Raw genomic sequence first — 16,665 nt, forward strand, 5'->3', positions numbered from 1 at the left:
CTTTCGAATTATGCCGCCGCTACATGCGCCGAATTCGAGCCGATATAGTTACGGATCGTTTCGATGATCCGGTCCTGGTCAGCCTCGCTCAGATAGGGATGCATCGGCAGGCACAGGATGCGCTTCGGCAACTCTTCCGAAACGGCAAGGCCGGTCGGCGTGCGCGGATAGTCGCGATAGGCAATCTGGCTGTGCAGCGGTTTCACATAGTAGATGACCGACGGAATGCCCTTTTCACCGAGATGTACCTTGAGCCCGTCGCGTTTCGGCGTTTCGATGGCGTATTGCGCCCAGGCCGAGCGGCCGCCGCCCAGATTGCGCGCCGCCTTGACGATATCGCCCAGACCTTCGGCATAGCGATTGGCGACCGCTTGCCGCGCCACCATCTCGTCCTCGAGGATGGCCAGCTTCTCTATCAGGATCGCCGCCTGAAGCGTGTCGAGCCGTGAATTGATGCCGACGCGGACATTGTCGTATTGCGTTTCGCCTTTGCCGTGAAAGGCGAACGAGCGCAGCTGTTCGGCCAGCGCATCGTCATTGGTGAACATCGCACCGCCGTCGCCATAGCAGCCGAGCGGCTTTGCCGGATAGAAGCTGGTCGAGCCGACGGTGCCGAACGAGCCGCACATCTTGCCGTCGGCCGAGCCCCCGGTCGCCTGCGCCGCATCCTCGATGACCATCAGGCCTTCGCGATCGGCGATGGCCATGATCGCCTCGTAATCGGCGGCGAGGCCGAACAGGTCGACGGGAATGATTGCCTTCGGCCTCAGCCGGCCTTCCGCCTTGATCATGGCGATTGCCGCCTCGAGGCTGGCGGTGTCGATATTGTAGCTGTCGGCATCGACATCGACGAACACCGGTTCGGCCTTGGTCAGCGCCACCACTTCGGCCGTGGCGGCAAAAGTGAAGCTCGGCACGAACACCGCGTCGCCCGGGCCGATGCCGGCGGCAAACAGCGGCAACAGCAGCGCGTCGGTGCCGTTGGCGCAAGCGACCACGTGCTTGGTGCCGATATAGGCGGAGAGCTTGTTTTCGAATTCGGTGACCTGAGGTCCGAGGATATAGCGGCCTTCGTCGACGACCCGGTCGATTGCCGCTTTCAGCCTGTCGCGGATGCGTTCGCGCTGCGCGCCAAGATCGATGAACTGCATGTCGGCCTCAAACGGTTTAGTCAGATAACCGGCCGCTGGTAGCAGACTTGGCACGGCCGAGAAAGCCGCAGGGCAAAACCCTGAATTGCTCAAATGTCGCAGCCTGTTACCGCTGACTTCCGACCTGCTCTCTTAAACGCGGGGAAATCCGGGCTTCGGCCGGCTCGATATGGACCTTCACAGCCGGTCCCGCCGGGTCGACGAAACATAAAGTGATCGCGGCAGACAGTCCTTGAGCGTGTTGCCAGCCGGTCAGGCGATTTCATGCCGCCATGGCGGGTTGGCGCCGGCCCGCGAGACCGTCACAGCCGCGGCTTTCGCGCCGAGCGTCAGCGCCTTATGGATGGCTTCTTCCGGCAGGCTGGCGATTGCCGTCCGCGACAACAGGCCCTGTTCGTGCAAGGAGGCAAGGATGCCGGCATTGAATGTGTCGCCGGCGCCGACCGTATCGACCACCTCGACCTTGTCCGGCACGACCGTGACCCGGTGCCGGCTGCTGTAACCGACCGCGCCCTCGCTGCCGTGGGTGACGACGATCAGCTTCGGGCCGCGCTCCAGCCAGTTGCGCACGACGTCCTCATGCGAGCCGGCTTCGCCGAACCAGTTCAGATCCTCGTCCGACAATTTGACGATGTCGGCCATCGCCATCATGTTGCGGATGCGCCTGAGGTGCTTGGCCTTGTCGGGAATGAAGTTTGGCCGGATGTTGGGGTCGAGCATCATCACTCGGCGCTCATGCTCGCGTCGCATGAACTCTTCATAGGCCGACCCGGCCGGCTCCGAGATCAGGCTGATGGCGCCGAACAGCATGGCCTCGATCTCGCTGCCGAGTTCCGGCAGGTCCTCGATGGTCAGCATGCGCCCGGCGGTGTTCTCGTCATAGAAGGTGTAGGTCGCCTGGCCGTTGTTGAGCCGCACAAAGGCGAGCGTAGTCGGGCGCGGCGAGGTGTGTGCATAGGTGGAACTGACCTTGCTGGCTCCCAGCGCCTCCCTGAGCTGGCCCCCGAACAGATCCGACGACAGGCCGGAGAAGAAGGCAGCGGGCGCGCCGAGCCGGCCAAGCGCAATTGCCGAGTTGAAGACGGCACCGCCGACATAGGGCGCAAAGGCCGACTCGCCCTCCGTCGTGGTCCGGGGAAGCATATCGATCAGGGCTTCGCCACAGCAGAGGATCATGAAGTCTTGCTTTCCGGCGGATAGATCACGCCCTTGCGAATGATGATGTTGGCATAAAGCCGCGGCTCGCTCGTCGCGACGATCGCGTGTGCGGCCTTGACCCGTGCATAAAAGTCGGCGCCGGCAAGCGCAACCACCTTGCGGCCCGGCGCACGGCTGGCGCAGATCGCTTCCATCTCATGGTGAACCGGATCGGCGAGCTGGGGATCGCCTTTGGCCGAGGCGCGAAACAGCGCCTGCGGCACGGCGTCGTCGACCGGCAATACGCTCAATACCGCATCGAGCACCGGGACGAGATGATGACCGTCGGCGCGGATCAGCCGCTGTGCCTGCTGCTCGGCCGGGTAGTTGCCGTCGACCAAGGCTATCTCGTCGCCATGGCCCATGGCGCGCAATATCGCCAGAAACTCCGGGCCGAGCAGCGCCGGGATGCCGATCAGCATGCTCAGAAGCTCCGGGAAATCGTGGTCGAACCGATGAGGAAGCGCTCCGACAGCGGCAGGCTGGCGCCACCCAGCGCCCGCGCATGAATGCCGACGGTTCCCTCACGAATGGCCGGCAGTCTCAGGCCCTCGCCGTCGATCCGGCCGATGGCCTGGATGACGGCATCGACAAGCCGCCTGCGCACGGCAATCGGCATCCACCCGTCGATCACTGCGGCTTCGAAATCAATGACGGAGGACGCCGAAACGATGGCATAGGCCAGCGCCTGCGAGGCGCTGGCGATCCAGTCATCGAGCTCGGCGCCGATCTCGCCCCAGTCCCCCGGTGATGTCCACAGATGCGAGGCCTCGATGCCGCGCGCGTTGAGCGCCTTTTCCAGCATGGCGATCGACGCCACGTCGATCAACTGCGTCGGCTTGCCGTCCGGCCCGGGCACCGGCATCGAGCCCAGCGCGCCGGCATTGCCGGTTGGGCCGCCAAACAACCGGCCGTTCAGCACGATGCCGCCGCCGGCAAAGGCGCCGATGTAGAAATAGACGAAATCGCGTGCCGCACCTGCCGCGTGACCGAACACGAGCTCGGCACCGCAGGCCGAGGTGGCATCGTTCTGCAGATAGACTGGAAATTCGCATTGCGCCTGGATGTCGGCGCGGATGTCGCGATGGCGCCATTCGTCCATGATTTCGCGCGGTGCGCCGGCGGTATCGGCCCAGTTCCACAATTCGAACGGCATGGCGATGCCAAGCCCGGCAATGCGCTTGTCTTGCGCCGGGGTGAGCTCGCCGCGCATCTTGTTCATGCCGCCTGTGACGAATTCCACCGTCTCGCGCGGGGCAGGGTAGCGGTAGGAATGCTGCAGCATCGAGCGTACGTTGCCGAGGAAATCGATCAGCACCAGCTCGGCGCTGCGGCGGCCGATCTTCAGGCCGATGAAATAGGCACCGTCGGGATTGAGCGCCATGGGTATCGAGGGCTGGCCGATCTTGCCGCGCAACGGCGCCTGGCGGACGAGCAGGTCGTCCTCCTCCAGCTCGCGCATGATCACCGAGACCGTCTGCGCCGAAAGGCCGGTCATGCGTGCAATGTCGGATTTGGCCAGGCTGCCATGCTGGCGCACCAGCGACAGCACCAGCCGCTCATTGTGGTCCCGCATGCCGCTCTGATTGGTGCCGCGGTGCAGACGGCTTTCGGCCGCATTGGGCGAACCGTGCCTCGTAACGCCGGTCTCCACCCTGTTCCTCCGTCGTTTCCCCTCAATGCTTTTGGTCTAGAGTGGGTGAACAATCCTGCGTTGTCAATAATAAATAAGAGTGATTTAATTATTGACAGTGCTGGCGGACTGGTGTCTCTTGGGATCGGCGCCGATGCTGGGAGATTTCGTCGGACGCGCTGCAGATGTCGGTTGGCCGGCATCCTAAATGGTTCCATGGGAGGAAAATCGTGACTACGTCAAAACTGTTGAAATCCACCGTGTTCGCTGCGGCCGGACTGAGCCTGATGGCCTTTGCGTCGACGGCGTCGGCCGCCGGGGTCGGCGCCTGCTTGATCACCAAGACCGACACCAATCCCTTCTTCGTCAAGATGAAGGAAGGTGCGACGGCCAAGGCCAAGGAGCTTGGCGTCGATCTCAAGACGTACGCCGGCAAGATCGACGGCGACAGCGAGAGCCAGGTAGCTGCAATCGAGAGCTGTATCGCCGACGGCGCCAAGGGTATCCTCATCACCGCGTCCGATACCAAGGGCATCGTGCCGACGGTGAAGAAAGCGCGGGACGCCGGGCTGTTGGTGATCGCGCTCGACACGCCGCTTGATCCGATCGATGCGGCTGACGCGACCTTCGCGACGGACAATCTGGAAGCCGGCAAGCTGATCGGCGCATGGGCCGCTGCGACGCTCGGCGATAAGGCCAAGGATGCCAAGATCGGCTTCCTCGACCTGACGCCGTCGCAGCCGACGGTCGACGTGCTGCGCGACCAGGGCTTCATGATGGGCTTCGGCATCGACGTGAAGGACCCCAACAAGATTGGCGACGAGGACGACCCGCGCATCGTTGGCCATGACGTGACGAACGGCAATGAAGAGGGCGGCCGCAAGGCGATGGAGAACCTTCTGCAGAAGGACAACACCATCAACGTCATCCACACCATCAACGAGCCGGCAGCTGTCGGCGCCTACCAGGCGCTCAAGGCCGTCGGTCTCGAAAGCCAGGTGCTGATCGTCTCGGTCGACGGTGGTTGCCCCGGGGTGAAGTCGGTCACCGAAGGCGTGATCGGCGCTACCTCGCAGCAATATCCGCTGCAAATGGCGGCGCTCGGCATCGAGGCGATCGCCACTTTCGCCAAGGACGGGACGAAGCCGAAGCCGACCGAAGGCAAGAACTTCTTCGACACCGGCGTCAACCTTGTCACCGACAAGCCCGCCAACGGTGTGAAGTCCATCGACACCAAGGAAGGCCTCGCCAAGTGCTGGGGCTGAGGCTGGCCTGACCGGCAACAGATCGCGATCGGCCGGGGCTTGATCCCCGGCCGCTCAGGGTGGACGATGTGCCGGTCTAAGCGCAAATAGTCCCGGCGGCAGACCGGAAGGCGTGGACGGCGTTGGCTGTTGGCTGAAGCCCAGGGGAGGAAACATGTCTCAAGCACAAGAATTCGAAAAAGTTTTATCGAGCAGCGACACAAGCGTCGCCGCGTTCGACGAGCATAAATCGGCCGTCAAGCGCGCCCAGCATTTCCTGCATTCCACGCCGGCAGCGGTTCCGCTGATCGTGCTGGTTCTCGCGATAATTATCTTTGGCATCACCATCGGCGGGCGTTTTTTTTCATCCTATACGCTGACGCTGATCCTTCAGCAGATCGCCATTGTCGGCATTCTGGGCGCCGCGCAGACGCTGGTCATCCTGACCGCCGGCATCGACCTGTCGATTGGCGTGATCATGGTGATTTCGGCTGTGATCATGGGCAATTGCGCGGTCAGCTACGGTATGCCGGCCGTGCTCGCGGTGGCAATCGGGCTTGTCGCTGGTGGCGCATGCGGTCTGCTCAACGGGGTGCTGGTCGCCTACATGAAGCTGCCGCCCTTCATCGTGACGCTGGGCACCTGGAACATCGTCATGGCCACCAACTTCATCTATTCGGCCAATGAGACGATCCGCGACACCGACGTCGACGTTCAGGCGCCTCTGCTGCACCTGTTTGCCTTGAGCTTTAAGGTCGGCACGGCCGTGCTGACGCTTGGCGTCATTGCCATGGTCGTTCTCGTGTTGGTCCTCTGGTACGTGCTCAACCACACCGCGTGGGGCCGCCATGTCTACGCGGTTGGCGACGATCAGGAGGCCGCGAAACTGTCGGGCATCCAGACGAAGAAGGTGCTGGTGACGGTATATGCCCTTGCCGGGCTGATCGCCGCCTTCGCAGCCTGGGTCTCCATCGGCCGCAATGGCTCGATCTCGCCTTCCGCCGCCGTGACCGACTACAATCTTCAGGCCATCACCGCGACGGTGATCGGCGGTATTTCGCTGTTCGGCGGGCGCGGCTCGATCCTCGGCACGCTGTTCGGCGCCATGATCGTCGGCGTCGTCTCGATGGGCCTCAACATGCTGGGCGCCGATCCGCAGTGGAAGGTGCTGCTCACCGGCGTGCTGATCATCGGCGCCGTGGCGATCGATCAATGGATCAGAAAGGTTTCGGCATAGCCATGACCCAGGAACCCATCCTCACCGCGCGCAGCCTGGTCAAGCGCTACGGTCGCGTCACCGCACTCGACAATGCCGATTTCGATCTCTATCCGGGCGAAATCCTTGCCGTCATCGGCGACAATGGCGCCGGCAAATCGTCGCTCATCAAGGCGATTTCCGGCGCGGTCGTGCCCGATGAAGGTGAGATCCGGCTTGAAGGCAAGCCCGTTGCCTTCAAGTCGCCGATGGAGGCCCGCGAGGCCGGCATCGAGACCGTCTACCAGAACCTGGCTCTGTCGCCGGCGCTGTCCATCGCCGACAACATGTTCCTCGGCCGGGAGATCCGCAAGCCGGGGTTCCTCGGCGAATGGCTGCGCATGCTCGATCGCCCGGCGATGGAAAAGCGCGCCCGCGACAAGCTCACGGAGCTTGGCCTGATGACCATCCAGAACATCAGCCAGGCCGTGGAAACGCTTTCTGGCGGCCAGCGTCAGGGTGTGGCGGTGGCGCGCGCCGCCGCCTTTGGCAGCCGGGTGGTGATCATGGATGAGCCGACGGCGGCACTTGGCGTCAAGGAGAGCCGCCGCGTCCTCGAACTGATCCTCGACGTGAAGAAGCGAGGCCTGCCGATCGTGCTGATTTCACACAACATGCCGCATGTCTTCGAGGTGGCCGACCGCATCCACATTCACCGGCTTGGCCGTCGCCTGTGTGTCATCGATCCGAAGCAGTATACGATGTCCGACGCCGTCGCCTTCATGACCGGCGCCAAAGTGCCGCCGGAAGCGGCGCTGGCAGCTTGAGCAACAGCTTGAGGCCCATCGCCGAGGAACCCGAACGCGCTGTTTCCAAATGCCAAATTGCCGCAGGGCAACCCGGCTTTCGGTCGCCTGAATCGATTGAACATCCGGTGGGATGCACTAGCATTGGCAGAGATGGTGAAACCGTATGATGGCAACGTCACGAGAGGCAGCATGACGCGCGCGATGACAACCGAAGCTCCTCCGCCCACACTCGAAAACCCGGATCCCAAGACGCTCGCCGACGAAGTCTTGCAGGCGCTCAAATACAGGGTCGGCAAGGGCACCAACGTTGCAACCCAGTACGATTGGCTTACCGCCTCAATCAAGGTTGTGCGCGACCGCATCGTCGATCACTGGATGCAGGCAACCCAAGAGGCCTACGCCCAGCAGGAAAAGCGGGTCTATTACCTGTCGCTGGAATTCCTCATCGGCCGCCTGATGCGCGATGCCTTCTCCAATCTCGGCCTGATGGACAATATGCGCGAGGCGCTGTCGTCGCTTGGCGTCGACCTCGACATCATTGCAGCGCTCGAACCGGACGCTGCCCTTGGCAATGGCGGTCTTGGCCGGCTCGCCGCCTGTTTCATGGAAAGCATGGCTACCGTCGATATCCCCGCGCATGGCTACGGCATTCGCTATGCCAACGGCATGTTTCGGCAGGAGATTCATGACGGCTGGCAGGTGGAACTGCCCGAGACATGGCTCGATCACGGCAATCCCTGGGAGTTCGAACGCCGCGAGCGCTCCTTCGAGGTCGGCTTCGGCGGCTCGGTGGAATCGATCACCTCGAAGGACGGCAGGCTCGAGCGCCACGTCTGGAAGCCGACCGAACATGTTCTGGCCGTTGCTTACGATACGCCAGTGGTCGGCTGGCGGGCCAATCGCGTCAATACGCTGCGTCTGTGGTCCGGCATGCCGGTCGACCCGATCCTGCTCGACAAGTTCAACGCCGGCGATCACATCGGCGCGCTCGCCGAAAGCAACAAGGCCGATGCATTGTCGCGCGTCCTTTACCCGGCCGATTCCCACAGGGCCGGCCAGGAGCTGCGACTGAGGCAGGAGTATTTCTTCTCCACCGCCTCGCTGCAGGACATCGTTCAGCGTCATCTCAGCCAGTATGGCGACTTGCAATCGCTGCCCGACAAGGCGGCGATCCATCTCAACGACACCCATCCGGCGATCGCCGTAGCCGAGCTGATGCGCCTGTTGATGGATGTCCACGGCATGGATTTCGACCAGGCCTGGAGCATCACCAAGCGCACCTTCGGCTACACCAACCACACGCTGCTTCCCGAAGCGCTCGAAAGCTGGCCGGTGCCGCTGTTCGAGCGGCTGTTGCCGCGCCACATGCAGATCGTCTATGCGATCAACGCCGAAGTGCTGCTCGAGGCGCGCGCCTCCGACCAGTTCTCGGACGAGCAGATCAGCCGCATTTCGCTGATCCAGGAAAATGGCGATCGCCGCGTGCGCATGGGCAATCTGGCCTTTGTCGGCTCGCACTCGATCAACGGCGTCTCGGCCTTGCACACGGAATTGATGAAGGAGACGGTGTTTGCCGATCTCCACAGGCTCTACCCGGACCGCATCAACAACAAGACCAACGGGATCACGCCGCGGCGCTGGCTGATCCAGTGCAATCCCGGCCTCACGACACTCACCCGAGAGGCGATTGGCGACGGCTTCCTCGACGACATCGACGAGATAAAGCGGCTTGATCCTTTCGCCGGGGACGCCGCGTTCCGAGACAAGTTCGCCGCCGTCAAACGGGCGAACAAGACGAGGCTTGCCAATCTTGTTGCCGACCGGCTCGGCATCAAGGTGGACCCCTCGGCGCTGTTCGACATCCAGGTCAAGCGCATCCACGAATACAAGCGCCAGCTCTTGAACATTCTCGAAGCGGTCGCGCTTTACGACCAGATCCGCTCACATCCAGAGCGCGACTGGATGCCCCGCGTCAAATTCTTCGGCGGCAAGGCGGCGCCCAGCTATCACAATGCCAAGCTGATCATCAAACTTGCCAACGACGTCGCCCGTGTCATCAACCGCGACCCCGCGGTGCGCGGCTTGCTGAAAGTGGTGTTCGTGCCGAACTACAATGTCAGCCTGGCCGAGATCATGATGCCGGCCGCCGATCTTTCGGAGCAGATATCGACCGCCGGCATGGAAGCCTCCGGCACCGGCAACATGAAGTTCGCGCTGAACGGCGCGCTGACCATCGGCACGCTCGACGGCGCCAATGTCGAGATCAAGGAATGCGTCGGCGACGACAACATCTTCATCTTCGGCCTGACCACAGAGGAAGTCGCCGAGCGGCGCAACAATGGTTACGATCCGCGCGCCGTGATCGAGGGCTCGCCCGAATTGGCGCAGGCCCTGTCGGCGATTTCATCGGGCGTCTTCTCACCTGACGACCCGGACCGTTATCGCGACCTGATCAACGGTCTTTACCAGAGCGACTGGTTCATGGTCGCCGCGGATTTCGATGCCTACGCCGCCACCCAGCGCGACGTCGATGCCGTCTGGCGCAACAGCCCGGACTGGTACGCCAGAGCCATCCGCAATGTGGCCCGCGTCGGCTGGTTCTCGTCCGACCGCACGATCCGCCAATATGCGAAAGACATATGGCACGTGCCCGCCTGATATGATTGCATGAGACCACGGACAATGTGGTCCTAGTGGAGTGGATTTGACCCTCGCATCCTTTGGAGGGGCAGGCGGCATGCGAATGTCGAATTCAAAACTCCACTAGAAACATACACTTGGTGCCCCGGGGAGGATCACTGCCTGATGAGCAAGCCGCGCGCGACCGTTGCGACAAGCGGGCCGGACGGACTGGCGCCAGCCGGCGATGTCGCGGCGATTGTCGCGGGCACGCATGGCGACCCGTTCGCGGTGCTCGGCGTGCATGAGGCGGGGAAGGGCTTTGTCGCCCGCTGCTTCGTCCCTCATGCCGAGTCCGTCACTGCCTATACGCTGACCGGCAAGAAGGCTGGCGAGCTGTCGAGGCGTGACGATCGCGGTTTCTTCGAAGGCAAACTGTCGCTGCGCAAACGCCAGCCGCTGCGCTACCACGCCAGGAACGCCGGCGGCGACTGGTGGCTGACCGATCCATATTCCTTCGGCCCCGTGCTCGGTCCGCTGGACGATTATTACATCGCCGAAGGATCGCATCTCAGGCTGTTCGACAAGCTCGGCGCCCATCTCATCGACCATGAAGGTGCATCGGGCGTACATTTTGCGGTGTGGGCGCCCAATGCAAGGCGTGTCTCGGTGGTCGGCGACTTCAACGAGTGGGACGGCCGCAGGCATACCATGCGCGTCCGCCGCGACACCGGCATCTGGGAGCTATTCATTCCCGACATCGGCGCTGGCCGCCCGTATAAGTACGAAATCATCGGGCCAGATGGCGTGAGATTGCCGCTCAAAGCCGATCCGTTCGCCTTCAAGTCCGAACTGCGCCCGGCCACCGCCTCGGTGACGGCTTTGCCGCCGGCGCATGAATGGGGTGACGAGGCGCACCGGAACTACTGGCGCAATGCCGACCACAGGCGCGAAGCCGTATCGATCTACGAGGTCCATGCCGGGTCATGGCGGCTTCACGACGACGGCAGCTTTCTGTCTTGGGATGAGCTCGCCGACAGGCTGATCCCGTACGTGGTCGAGACCGGTTTTACCCACATCGAATTCATGCCGATCTCCGAACACCCTTATGACCCGTCCTGGGGCTACCAGACGACGGGTCTTTATGCGCCGACTGCCCGCTTTGGTGATCCGGACGGTTTTGCCCGCTTCGTCGACGGCGCCCACCGTGCAGGCATCGGCGTCATCCTCGACTGGGTGCCGGCGCATTTCCCTGTTGACGAACACGGTCTGGCAAAGTTCGACGGCACCGCGCTCTACGAACATGCCGATCCGCGCAAGGGCTTCCATCCCGACTGGAACACAGCGATCTATAATTTTGGGCGCCGCGAAGTGATTTCGTTCCTGGTCAACAATGCGCTGTTCTGGGCCGAGAAATATCACGTCGACGGACTGCGCGTCGATGCGGTCGCCTCGATGCTTTATCTCGATTATTCGCGCAAGGCCGGCGAATGGATCCCCAACGAGAAGGGCGGGCGCGAAAACCTCGAGGCGGTCAGCTTCCTGCAGCGCATGAACAAGGAAGTCTACGGCCACCATCCGGGCGTGATGACCATCGCGGAGGAATCGACCTCGTGGCCGAAAGTCTCGCAGCCGGTGCATGAAGGCGGGCTGGGCTTCGGCTTCAAGTGGAATATGGGCTTCATGCACGACACTCTGGAGTATTTTTCCAAGGAGCCGATCTTCCGCAAGCATCACCACAACGACATCACCTTCGGCCTGGTCTACGCCTTCAGCGAGAATTTCGTGCTGCCGCTGTCCCATGACGAGGTGGTGCACGGCAAAGGCACGCTGCTCAACAAGATGGCCGGCGACGACTGGCAGAAATTCGCGACGCTGCGCGCCTATTACGCCTTCATGTGGGGTTATCCCGGCAAGAAGCTGTTGTTCATGGGCCAGGAGTTCGCGCAGCGCCGCGAGTGGAGCGAGGCGCGCGCGCTCGACTGGAACCTGCTCGATTTCCGGCTCCACCGCGGCGTCTGGCAGACGGTGCGCGACCTCAACTATCTCTACCGCTCGCGCCCGGCGCTGCATGCCCGCGACTGCGAGCCGGAGGGCTTTTCCTGGCTGATCGTCGACGACAGCGCGAACTCGGTCTTTGCCTGGCTGCGCAGCGCGCCGGGCGGCAACCCGGTCGCCGTCATATCCAACTTCACGCCGGTGCCGCGCGACAACTATCGCGTGCCGTTGCCGCAGGCCGGAAAATGGCGCGAGATCATCAACACCGATGCCACGGATTATGGCGGTTCCGGCATGGGCAATAGCGGCGGCGTCGAGGCTCAGGCGGAAGGAGGAGGCATTTCGGCGACGATGCTTTTGCCGCCATTGTCGACGATCATGCTCGAATTCGTCCCGGACTGAGCTATGTCTGGAGCATCTAACCTGGGAGGATAGGAATGGCTGAAATAAAACGAACACAGCCGCTGGCACGCGACGCCATGGCTTATGTGCTGGCCGGCGGCCGTGGCAGCCGGCTCAAGGAACTGACCGACCGCCGTGCCAAGCCGGCGGTCTATTTTGGCGGCAAGACCCGCATCATCGATTTCGCGCTCTCCAATGCGCTCAATTCCGGTATCCGCCGCCTCGGCGTCGCCACCCAATACAAGGCGCATTCGCTGATCCGCCACCTGCAGCGCGGGTGGAACTTCCTGCGGCCCGAGCGCAACGAGAGCTTCGACATCCTGCCGGCCAGCCAGCGTGTGTCGGAAACGCAATGGTACGAGGGCACCGCCGACGCCGTTTACCAGAACATCGACATCATCGAGGCCTATGGGCCGGAATACATGGTCATCCTGGCCGGCGACCACGTCTACAAGATGGACTACGAAATGATGCTGCGCCAGCATGTCGAGGCCGGCGCCGACGTCACCGTCGGCTGCCTCGAAGTGCCACGCATGGAAGCTACCGGCTTCGGCGTCATGCATGTAGATCCCAAGGACACCATCATCTCCTTCATCGAAAAGCCAGCCGATCCGCCGGGCATTCCCGACAAACCGGATTTTGCGCTGGCCTCGATGGGAATCTATGTGTTCAAGACCAAGTTCCTGATGGAGCAATTGCGTCGCGATGCGGCAGAGCCCGGCTCGAGCCGCGACTTCGGCAAGGACATCATCCCCTACATCGTCGAGCACGGAAAGGCGATCGCCCATCGCTTCGCCAAATCCTGCGTGCGCTCGACCGCCGAGAACGAGGCCTATTGGCGCGACGTCGGCACGGTCGACGCCTATTGGGAAGCCAATATCGACCTGACCGACATCACGCCGGAACTCGACCTTTACGACCGCGACTGGCCGATCTGGACTTACGCCGAGTTGAAGCCGCCGGCAAAGTTCGTGCATGACGAGGATGGCCGCCGCGGGTCGGCCGTGTCGTCTCTCGTGTCGGGCGATTGCATCGTTTCGGGCGCTTCGCTGAAGCGGAGCCTGATCTTCACCGGCGCGCGTATCAATTCCTATTCGACGCTGGAGGAGGTCGTCATGCTGCCTGACGTCCATGTCGGCCGCAACGCCAGGCTGAAGCGCGTAGTCATCGATCACGGCGTCAGGATTCCGGAGGGGCTGGTGGTCGGCGAGGATCCCGTCCTCGACGCCAAGCGTTTCCGCGTTTCGGAAAAAGGCATCTGCCTGGTCACGCAGGACATGATCAACAGGCTGGGATCGTAGTGCATGCAGGTTCTGTCGGTGGCGCCCGAGATCTTTCCGCTGGTCAAGACCGGAGGGCTCGCCGACGTAACCGGCGCCTTGCCCATGGCATTGGCCGGCAAGGGCGTCACTATGCGCACGCTCGTCCCCGGCTACCCGCAGGTGATGGGCGCCTTCAAGAAAAAGAAGGCGGTTCAGCAATATCCGCTGCTGCAGGGCGGCAAGGCGTCGGTGCACGCCGTCCAGATCGCCGGCCTCGACCTGTTCGTGCTCGACGCGCCGCATCTTTTCGACCGCCCCGGCGGTCCATACGGCAACGCGACCGGCGCCGACTGGCCGGACAATTGGCGGCGGTTCGCTGCCTTGAGCCAGGTAGGCGGCGACATCGCCGGGGGCTCCATCTCGGGCTACCTGCCCGATATCGTCCATGCCCATGACTGGCAGTCGGCAATGACGCTCGCCTACATGCGCTACGGCAAGGCGGTCGGCACGCCGTCGATGATCACCGTGCACAACCTCGCCTTCCAAGGCCAGTTCGGCGCCAGCATCTTTGGCGAGCTTGGCCTGCCGGCGGCGGCGATGGCGCTCGACGGCGTCGAATATTACGGCGGCGTCGGCTTCCTCAAGGCCGGCCTGCAGGCCGCCTGGGCGATCACCACGGTCAGCCCGACCTATGCGCAGGAAATCCGTTTGCCCGAATTCGGCATGGGCCTCGACGGCCTGATCAACATGCGCTCCGTCGATCTCCATGGCATCGTCAACGGCATCGATACCGAGATATGGAACCCGGAAACCGACAAGCATCTGGTCTCCAACTACACGGCAAAGACGCTTAAGGCGCGAATGCCCAACAAGGCCGCGGTCGAGGACCGTTTCAGCCTCGATCGCGATGACAGCCCGATCGTCTGCGTCGTCAGCCGGCTGACCTGGCAAAAGGGCATGGACATATTGGCTGCGGCCGTCGACGGCATCGTCGCGGCAGGTGCACGGCTGGCAATCCTTGGGTCCGGCGACGCTGGGCTGGAAGGCGCGTTGCTTGCCGCCGCAGCCCGCCATCGTGGCCGCATCGGCGTCGTCGTCGGCTATGACGAGGGGCTCTCCCACACCATGCAGGGCGGCTGCGACGCCATCATCATCCCGTCGCGCTTCGAACCTTGCGGGCTGACGCAACTCTACGGCCTGCGCTATGGCTGCGTGCCGGTCGTCGCGCGCACCGGCGGCCTTGCCGACACGGTCATCGATGCCAACGAAGCCGCCATCTCTGCCGGCGTGGCGACCGGCTTCCAATTCGCGCCCGCCAATGCCGGCGCCTTGCTGCACGCCGTCCGCCGCCTTGTCGAGGCGCATGCCAATCCCGCGGTGTGGACGTCGATGCAGCGGCAAGGCATGAAGGCCGACGTTTCGTGGGACAAAAGCGCCGAAAAATATGTTCAACTCTTTCGCTTGCTGCTTTCGAAAAGGGCTGCCTGACTGATGATCCGCACCGTCGCCACCAAACCCTATCCCGACCAGAAACCCGGCACCTCCGGGCTGCGCAAGAAAGTCCCGGTGTTCCAGCAGGAGCACTATGCCGAGAACTTCATCCAGTCGATCTTCGACGCGCTGCATGGATTCGATGGCAAAACCCTGGTGATCGGCGGCGACGGCCGCTTTTATAACCGCGAGGTCATCCAGAAGGCCATCGCCATGGCCGCGGCAAACGGCTTCGGTAAGGTGATGGTCGGGCAGGGCGGCATCTTGTCGACGCCGGCCGCTTCGCATGTAATCCGCAAATACAAGACCTTCGGCGGCATCATCCTGTCGGCCAGCCACAATCCGGGTGGCCCACATGAGGATTTCGGGATCAAGTACAATGCCGGCAACGGCGGCCCGGCGCCGGAAAAGCTGACCGACGCGATCTTCGAAAAAACCAAGGCGATTTCAAGCTTCAAGATCGCCGATATCGGGCCGGTCGACATCGACACGATCGGCACGGTCAAGGCGGCTGACATGACCGTCGAAATCATCGATCCGGTTGCCGACTATGCCGATCTGATGGAAAGCCTGTTCGATTTCGAGGCCTTGCGGGCGCTGTTCAAATCGGGTTTCCGCATGCGCTTCGATGCCATGCATGCGGTGACCGGCCCCTACGCCAAGGAGATCCTCGAAAACCGGCTCGGCGCGCCGAATGGCACCGCCCGCAATTTCATTCCGCTGCCGGATTTCGGCGGCCACCATCCCGATCCCAATCTGGTGCATGCAAAACACCTCTACGACGAGATGATGAGCCCGAATGCGCCCGACTTTGGCGCTGCCTCTGATGGCGATGGCGACCGCAACCTGATCATCGGCAAGGGCATTTTCATCACCCCGTCGGATTCGCTGGCGATGCTCGCCGCCAACGCCCATCTGGCGCCGGGCTACAAGGCCGGGCTGAAAGGCATAGCCCGTTCGATGCCGACCAGCGGTGCTGCCGACCGCGTCGCCGAAAAGCTCGGCATCGGCATCTATGAAACGCCGACCGGCTGGAAGTTTTTCGGCAATCTGCTCGATGCCGGCATGGCGACGATCTGCGGCGAGGAGAGTGCGGGGACCGGCTCCAACCATGTACGCGAAAAGGACGGCCTGTGGGCCGTGCTTTTGTGGCTCAACATCCTTGCCGTGCGCGGCGAAAGCGCCAAGCAGATCGTTACCCAGCATTGGGCAGCCTACGGCCGTAACTACTATTCGCGGCACGATTACGAGGAGGTCGAGACCGACCGTGCCAATGCGCTCGTCGACGAACTGCGCGCCAAGCTCGGCTCGCTGCCTGGCACCAGCGTGCGCGGCATGACGATCGCCAGCGCCGATGATTTCGCCTATCACGATCCGGTCGACGGCTCGGTCAGCAAGAACCAGGGCATCAGGGTGTTGTTCGAAGGTGGCTCACGCGTCGTCTTCCGCCTGTCCGGCACCGGCACCTCGGGCGCGACACTGCGGCTTTATGTCGAGCGCTACGAGCCGGACAACAGCCGCCACAACCTGGAGACCCAGGAGGCACTTGCCGACCTGATTGCGGCGGCCGACGACATCGCCGGGATTCGCAGCCATACCGGTCGCGCCAAGCCGAGCGTGATTACGTGACTTTGGTTGACAGCCGGCCGTCTGAGTTCGGCCTG

The 16,665-nt window shown here is 62.8% G+C and carries 12 protein-coding genes; 8 read left to right on the forward strand and 4 right to left on the reverse strand.

Features of this window, described 5'->3' with window-relative positions:
• Window positions 1-8 precede the first annotated feature (8 nt).
• From NKJ72_RS22635 to NKJ72_RS22650, 4 genes are all read right to left on the reverse strand, one after another.
• Window positions 9-1,151 (reverse strand): DegT/DnrJ/EryC1/StrS family aminotransferase, encoded by a 1,143-nt coding sequence (locus NKJ72_RS22635; protein WP_352479478.1) that lies wholly within the window; start codon window positions 1,149-1,151, stop codon window positions 9-11.
• 252 nt (window positions 1,152-1,403) lie between these two features.
• The gene (locus tag NKJ72_RS22640; protein ID WP_352479479.1) at window positions 1,404-2,327 is read right to left on the reverse strand and encodes a carbohydrate kinase family protein; all 924 of its coding nucleotides are present in this window, start codon (window positions 2,325-2,327) and stop codon (window positions 1,404-1,406) included.
• Window positions 2,324-2,770: an RbsD/FucU family protein gene (locus NKJ72_RS22645; protein ID WP_352479480.1), complete on the reverse strand. Its 447-nt coding sequence runs from the start codon at window positions 2,768-2,770 to the stop codon at window positions 2,324-2,326. The genes NKJ72_RS22640 and NKJ72_RS22645 overlap by 4 nt, the downstream gene beginning before the upstream one ends.
• A gap of 2 nt (window positions 2,771-2,772) precedes the next feature.
• Window positions 2,773-4,002: an ROK family transcriptional regulator gene (locus tag NKJ72_RS22650; RefSeq protein WP_352479481.1), complete on the reverse strand. Its 1,230-nt coding sequence runs from the start codon at window positions 4,000-4,002 to the stop codon at window positions 2,773-2,775.
• 266 nt (window positions 4,003-4,268) lie between these two features.
• Here NKJ72_RS22650 and NKJ72_RS22655 point away from each other — a divergent pair, with 266 nt between their 5' ends.
• From NKJ72_RS22655 to NKJ72_RS22690, 8 genes are all read left to right on the forward strand, one after another.
• The gene (locus NKJ72_RS22655) at window positions 4,269-5,246 is read left to right on the forward strand and encodes a sugar ABC transporter substrate-binding protein (RefSeq protein WP_502894341.1); all 978 of its coding nucleotides are present in this window, start codon (window positions 4,269-4,271) and stop codon (window positions 5,244-5,246) included.
• A gap of 154 nt (window positions 5,247-5,400) precedes the next feature.
• Window positions 5,401-6,462, forward strand: coding sequence for an ABC transporter permease (locus NKJ72_RS22660; RefSeq protein ID WP_352479482.1), 1,062 nt, complete (start codon window positions 5,401-5,403; stop codon window positions 6,460-6,462).
• A gap of 2 nt (window positions 6,463-6,464) precedes the next feature.
• On the forward strand, window positions 6,465-7,247 hold the full coding sequence (locus NKJ72_RS22665) for an ATP-binding cassette domain-containing protein (RefSeq protein WP_352479483.1): 783 nt from the start codon (window positions 6,465-6,467) through the stop codon (window positions 7,245-7,247).
• 171 nt (window positions 7,248-7,418) lie between these two features.
• Window positions 7,419-9,887: a glycogen/starch/alpha-glucan phosphorylase gene (locus tag NKJ72_RS22670; protein ID WP_352479484.1), complete on the forward strand. Its 2,469-nt coding sequence runs from the start codon at window positions 7,419-7,421 to the stop codon at window positions 9,885-9,887.
• A gap of 147 nt (window positions 9,888-10,034) precedes the next feature.
• The gene (gene glgB, locus NKJ72_RS22675; protein WP_352479485.1) at window positions 10,035-12,248 is read left to right on the forward strand and encodes a 1,4-alpha-glucan branching protein GlgB; all 2,214 of its coding nucleotides are present in this window, start codon (window positions 10,035-10,037) and stop codon (window positions 12,246-12,248) included.
• Between the two features lie 35 nt (window positions 12,249-12,283).
• Window positions 12,284-13,549, forward strand: a complete 1,266-nt coding sequence (glgC, locus tag NKJ72_RS22680) for a glucose-1-phosphate adenylyltransferase (protein WP_254819896.1) — start codon at window positions 12,284-12,286, stop codon at window positions 13,547-13,549.
• A 3-nt stretch (window positions 13,550-13,552) separates the two neighbouring features.
• The gene (glgA, locus tag NKJ72_RS22685) at window positions 13,553-14,998 is read left to right on the forward strand and encodes a glycogen synthase GlgA (RefSeq protein ID WP_352479486.1); all 1,446 of its coding nucleotides are present in this window, start codon (window positions 13,553-13,555) and stop codon (window positions 14,996-14,998) included.
• Window positions 14,999-15,001: 3 nt separating this feature from the next.
• Complete coding sequence (locus NKJ72_RS22690) at window positions 15,002-16,630, forward strand: alpha-D-glucose phosphate-specific phosphoglucomutase (protein ID WP_352479487.1); 1,629 nt, start codon at window positions 15,002-15,004, stop codon at window positions 16,628-16,630.
• Window positions 16,631-16,665 lie beyond the last annotated feature (35 nt).

The organism is Mesorhizobium sp. M0045 (assembly GCF_040323385.1).
Lineage (GTDB): Bacteria > Pseudomonadota > Alphaproteobacteria > Rhizobiales > Rhizobiaceae > Mesorhizobium.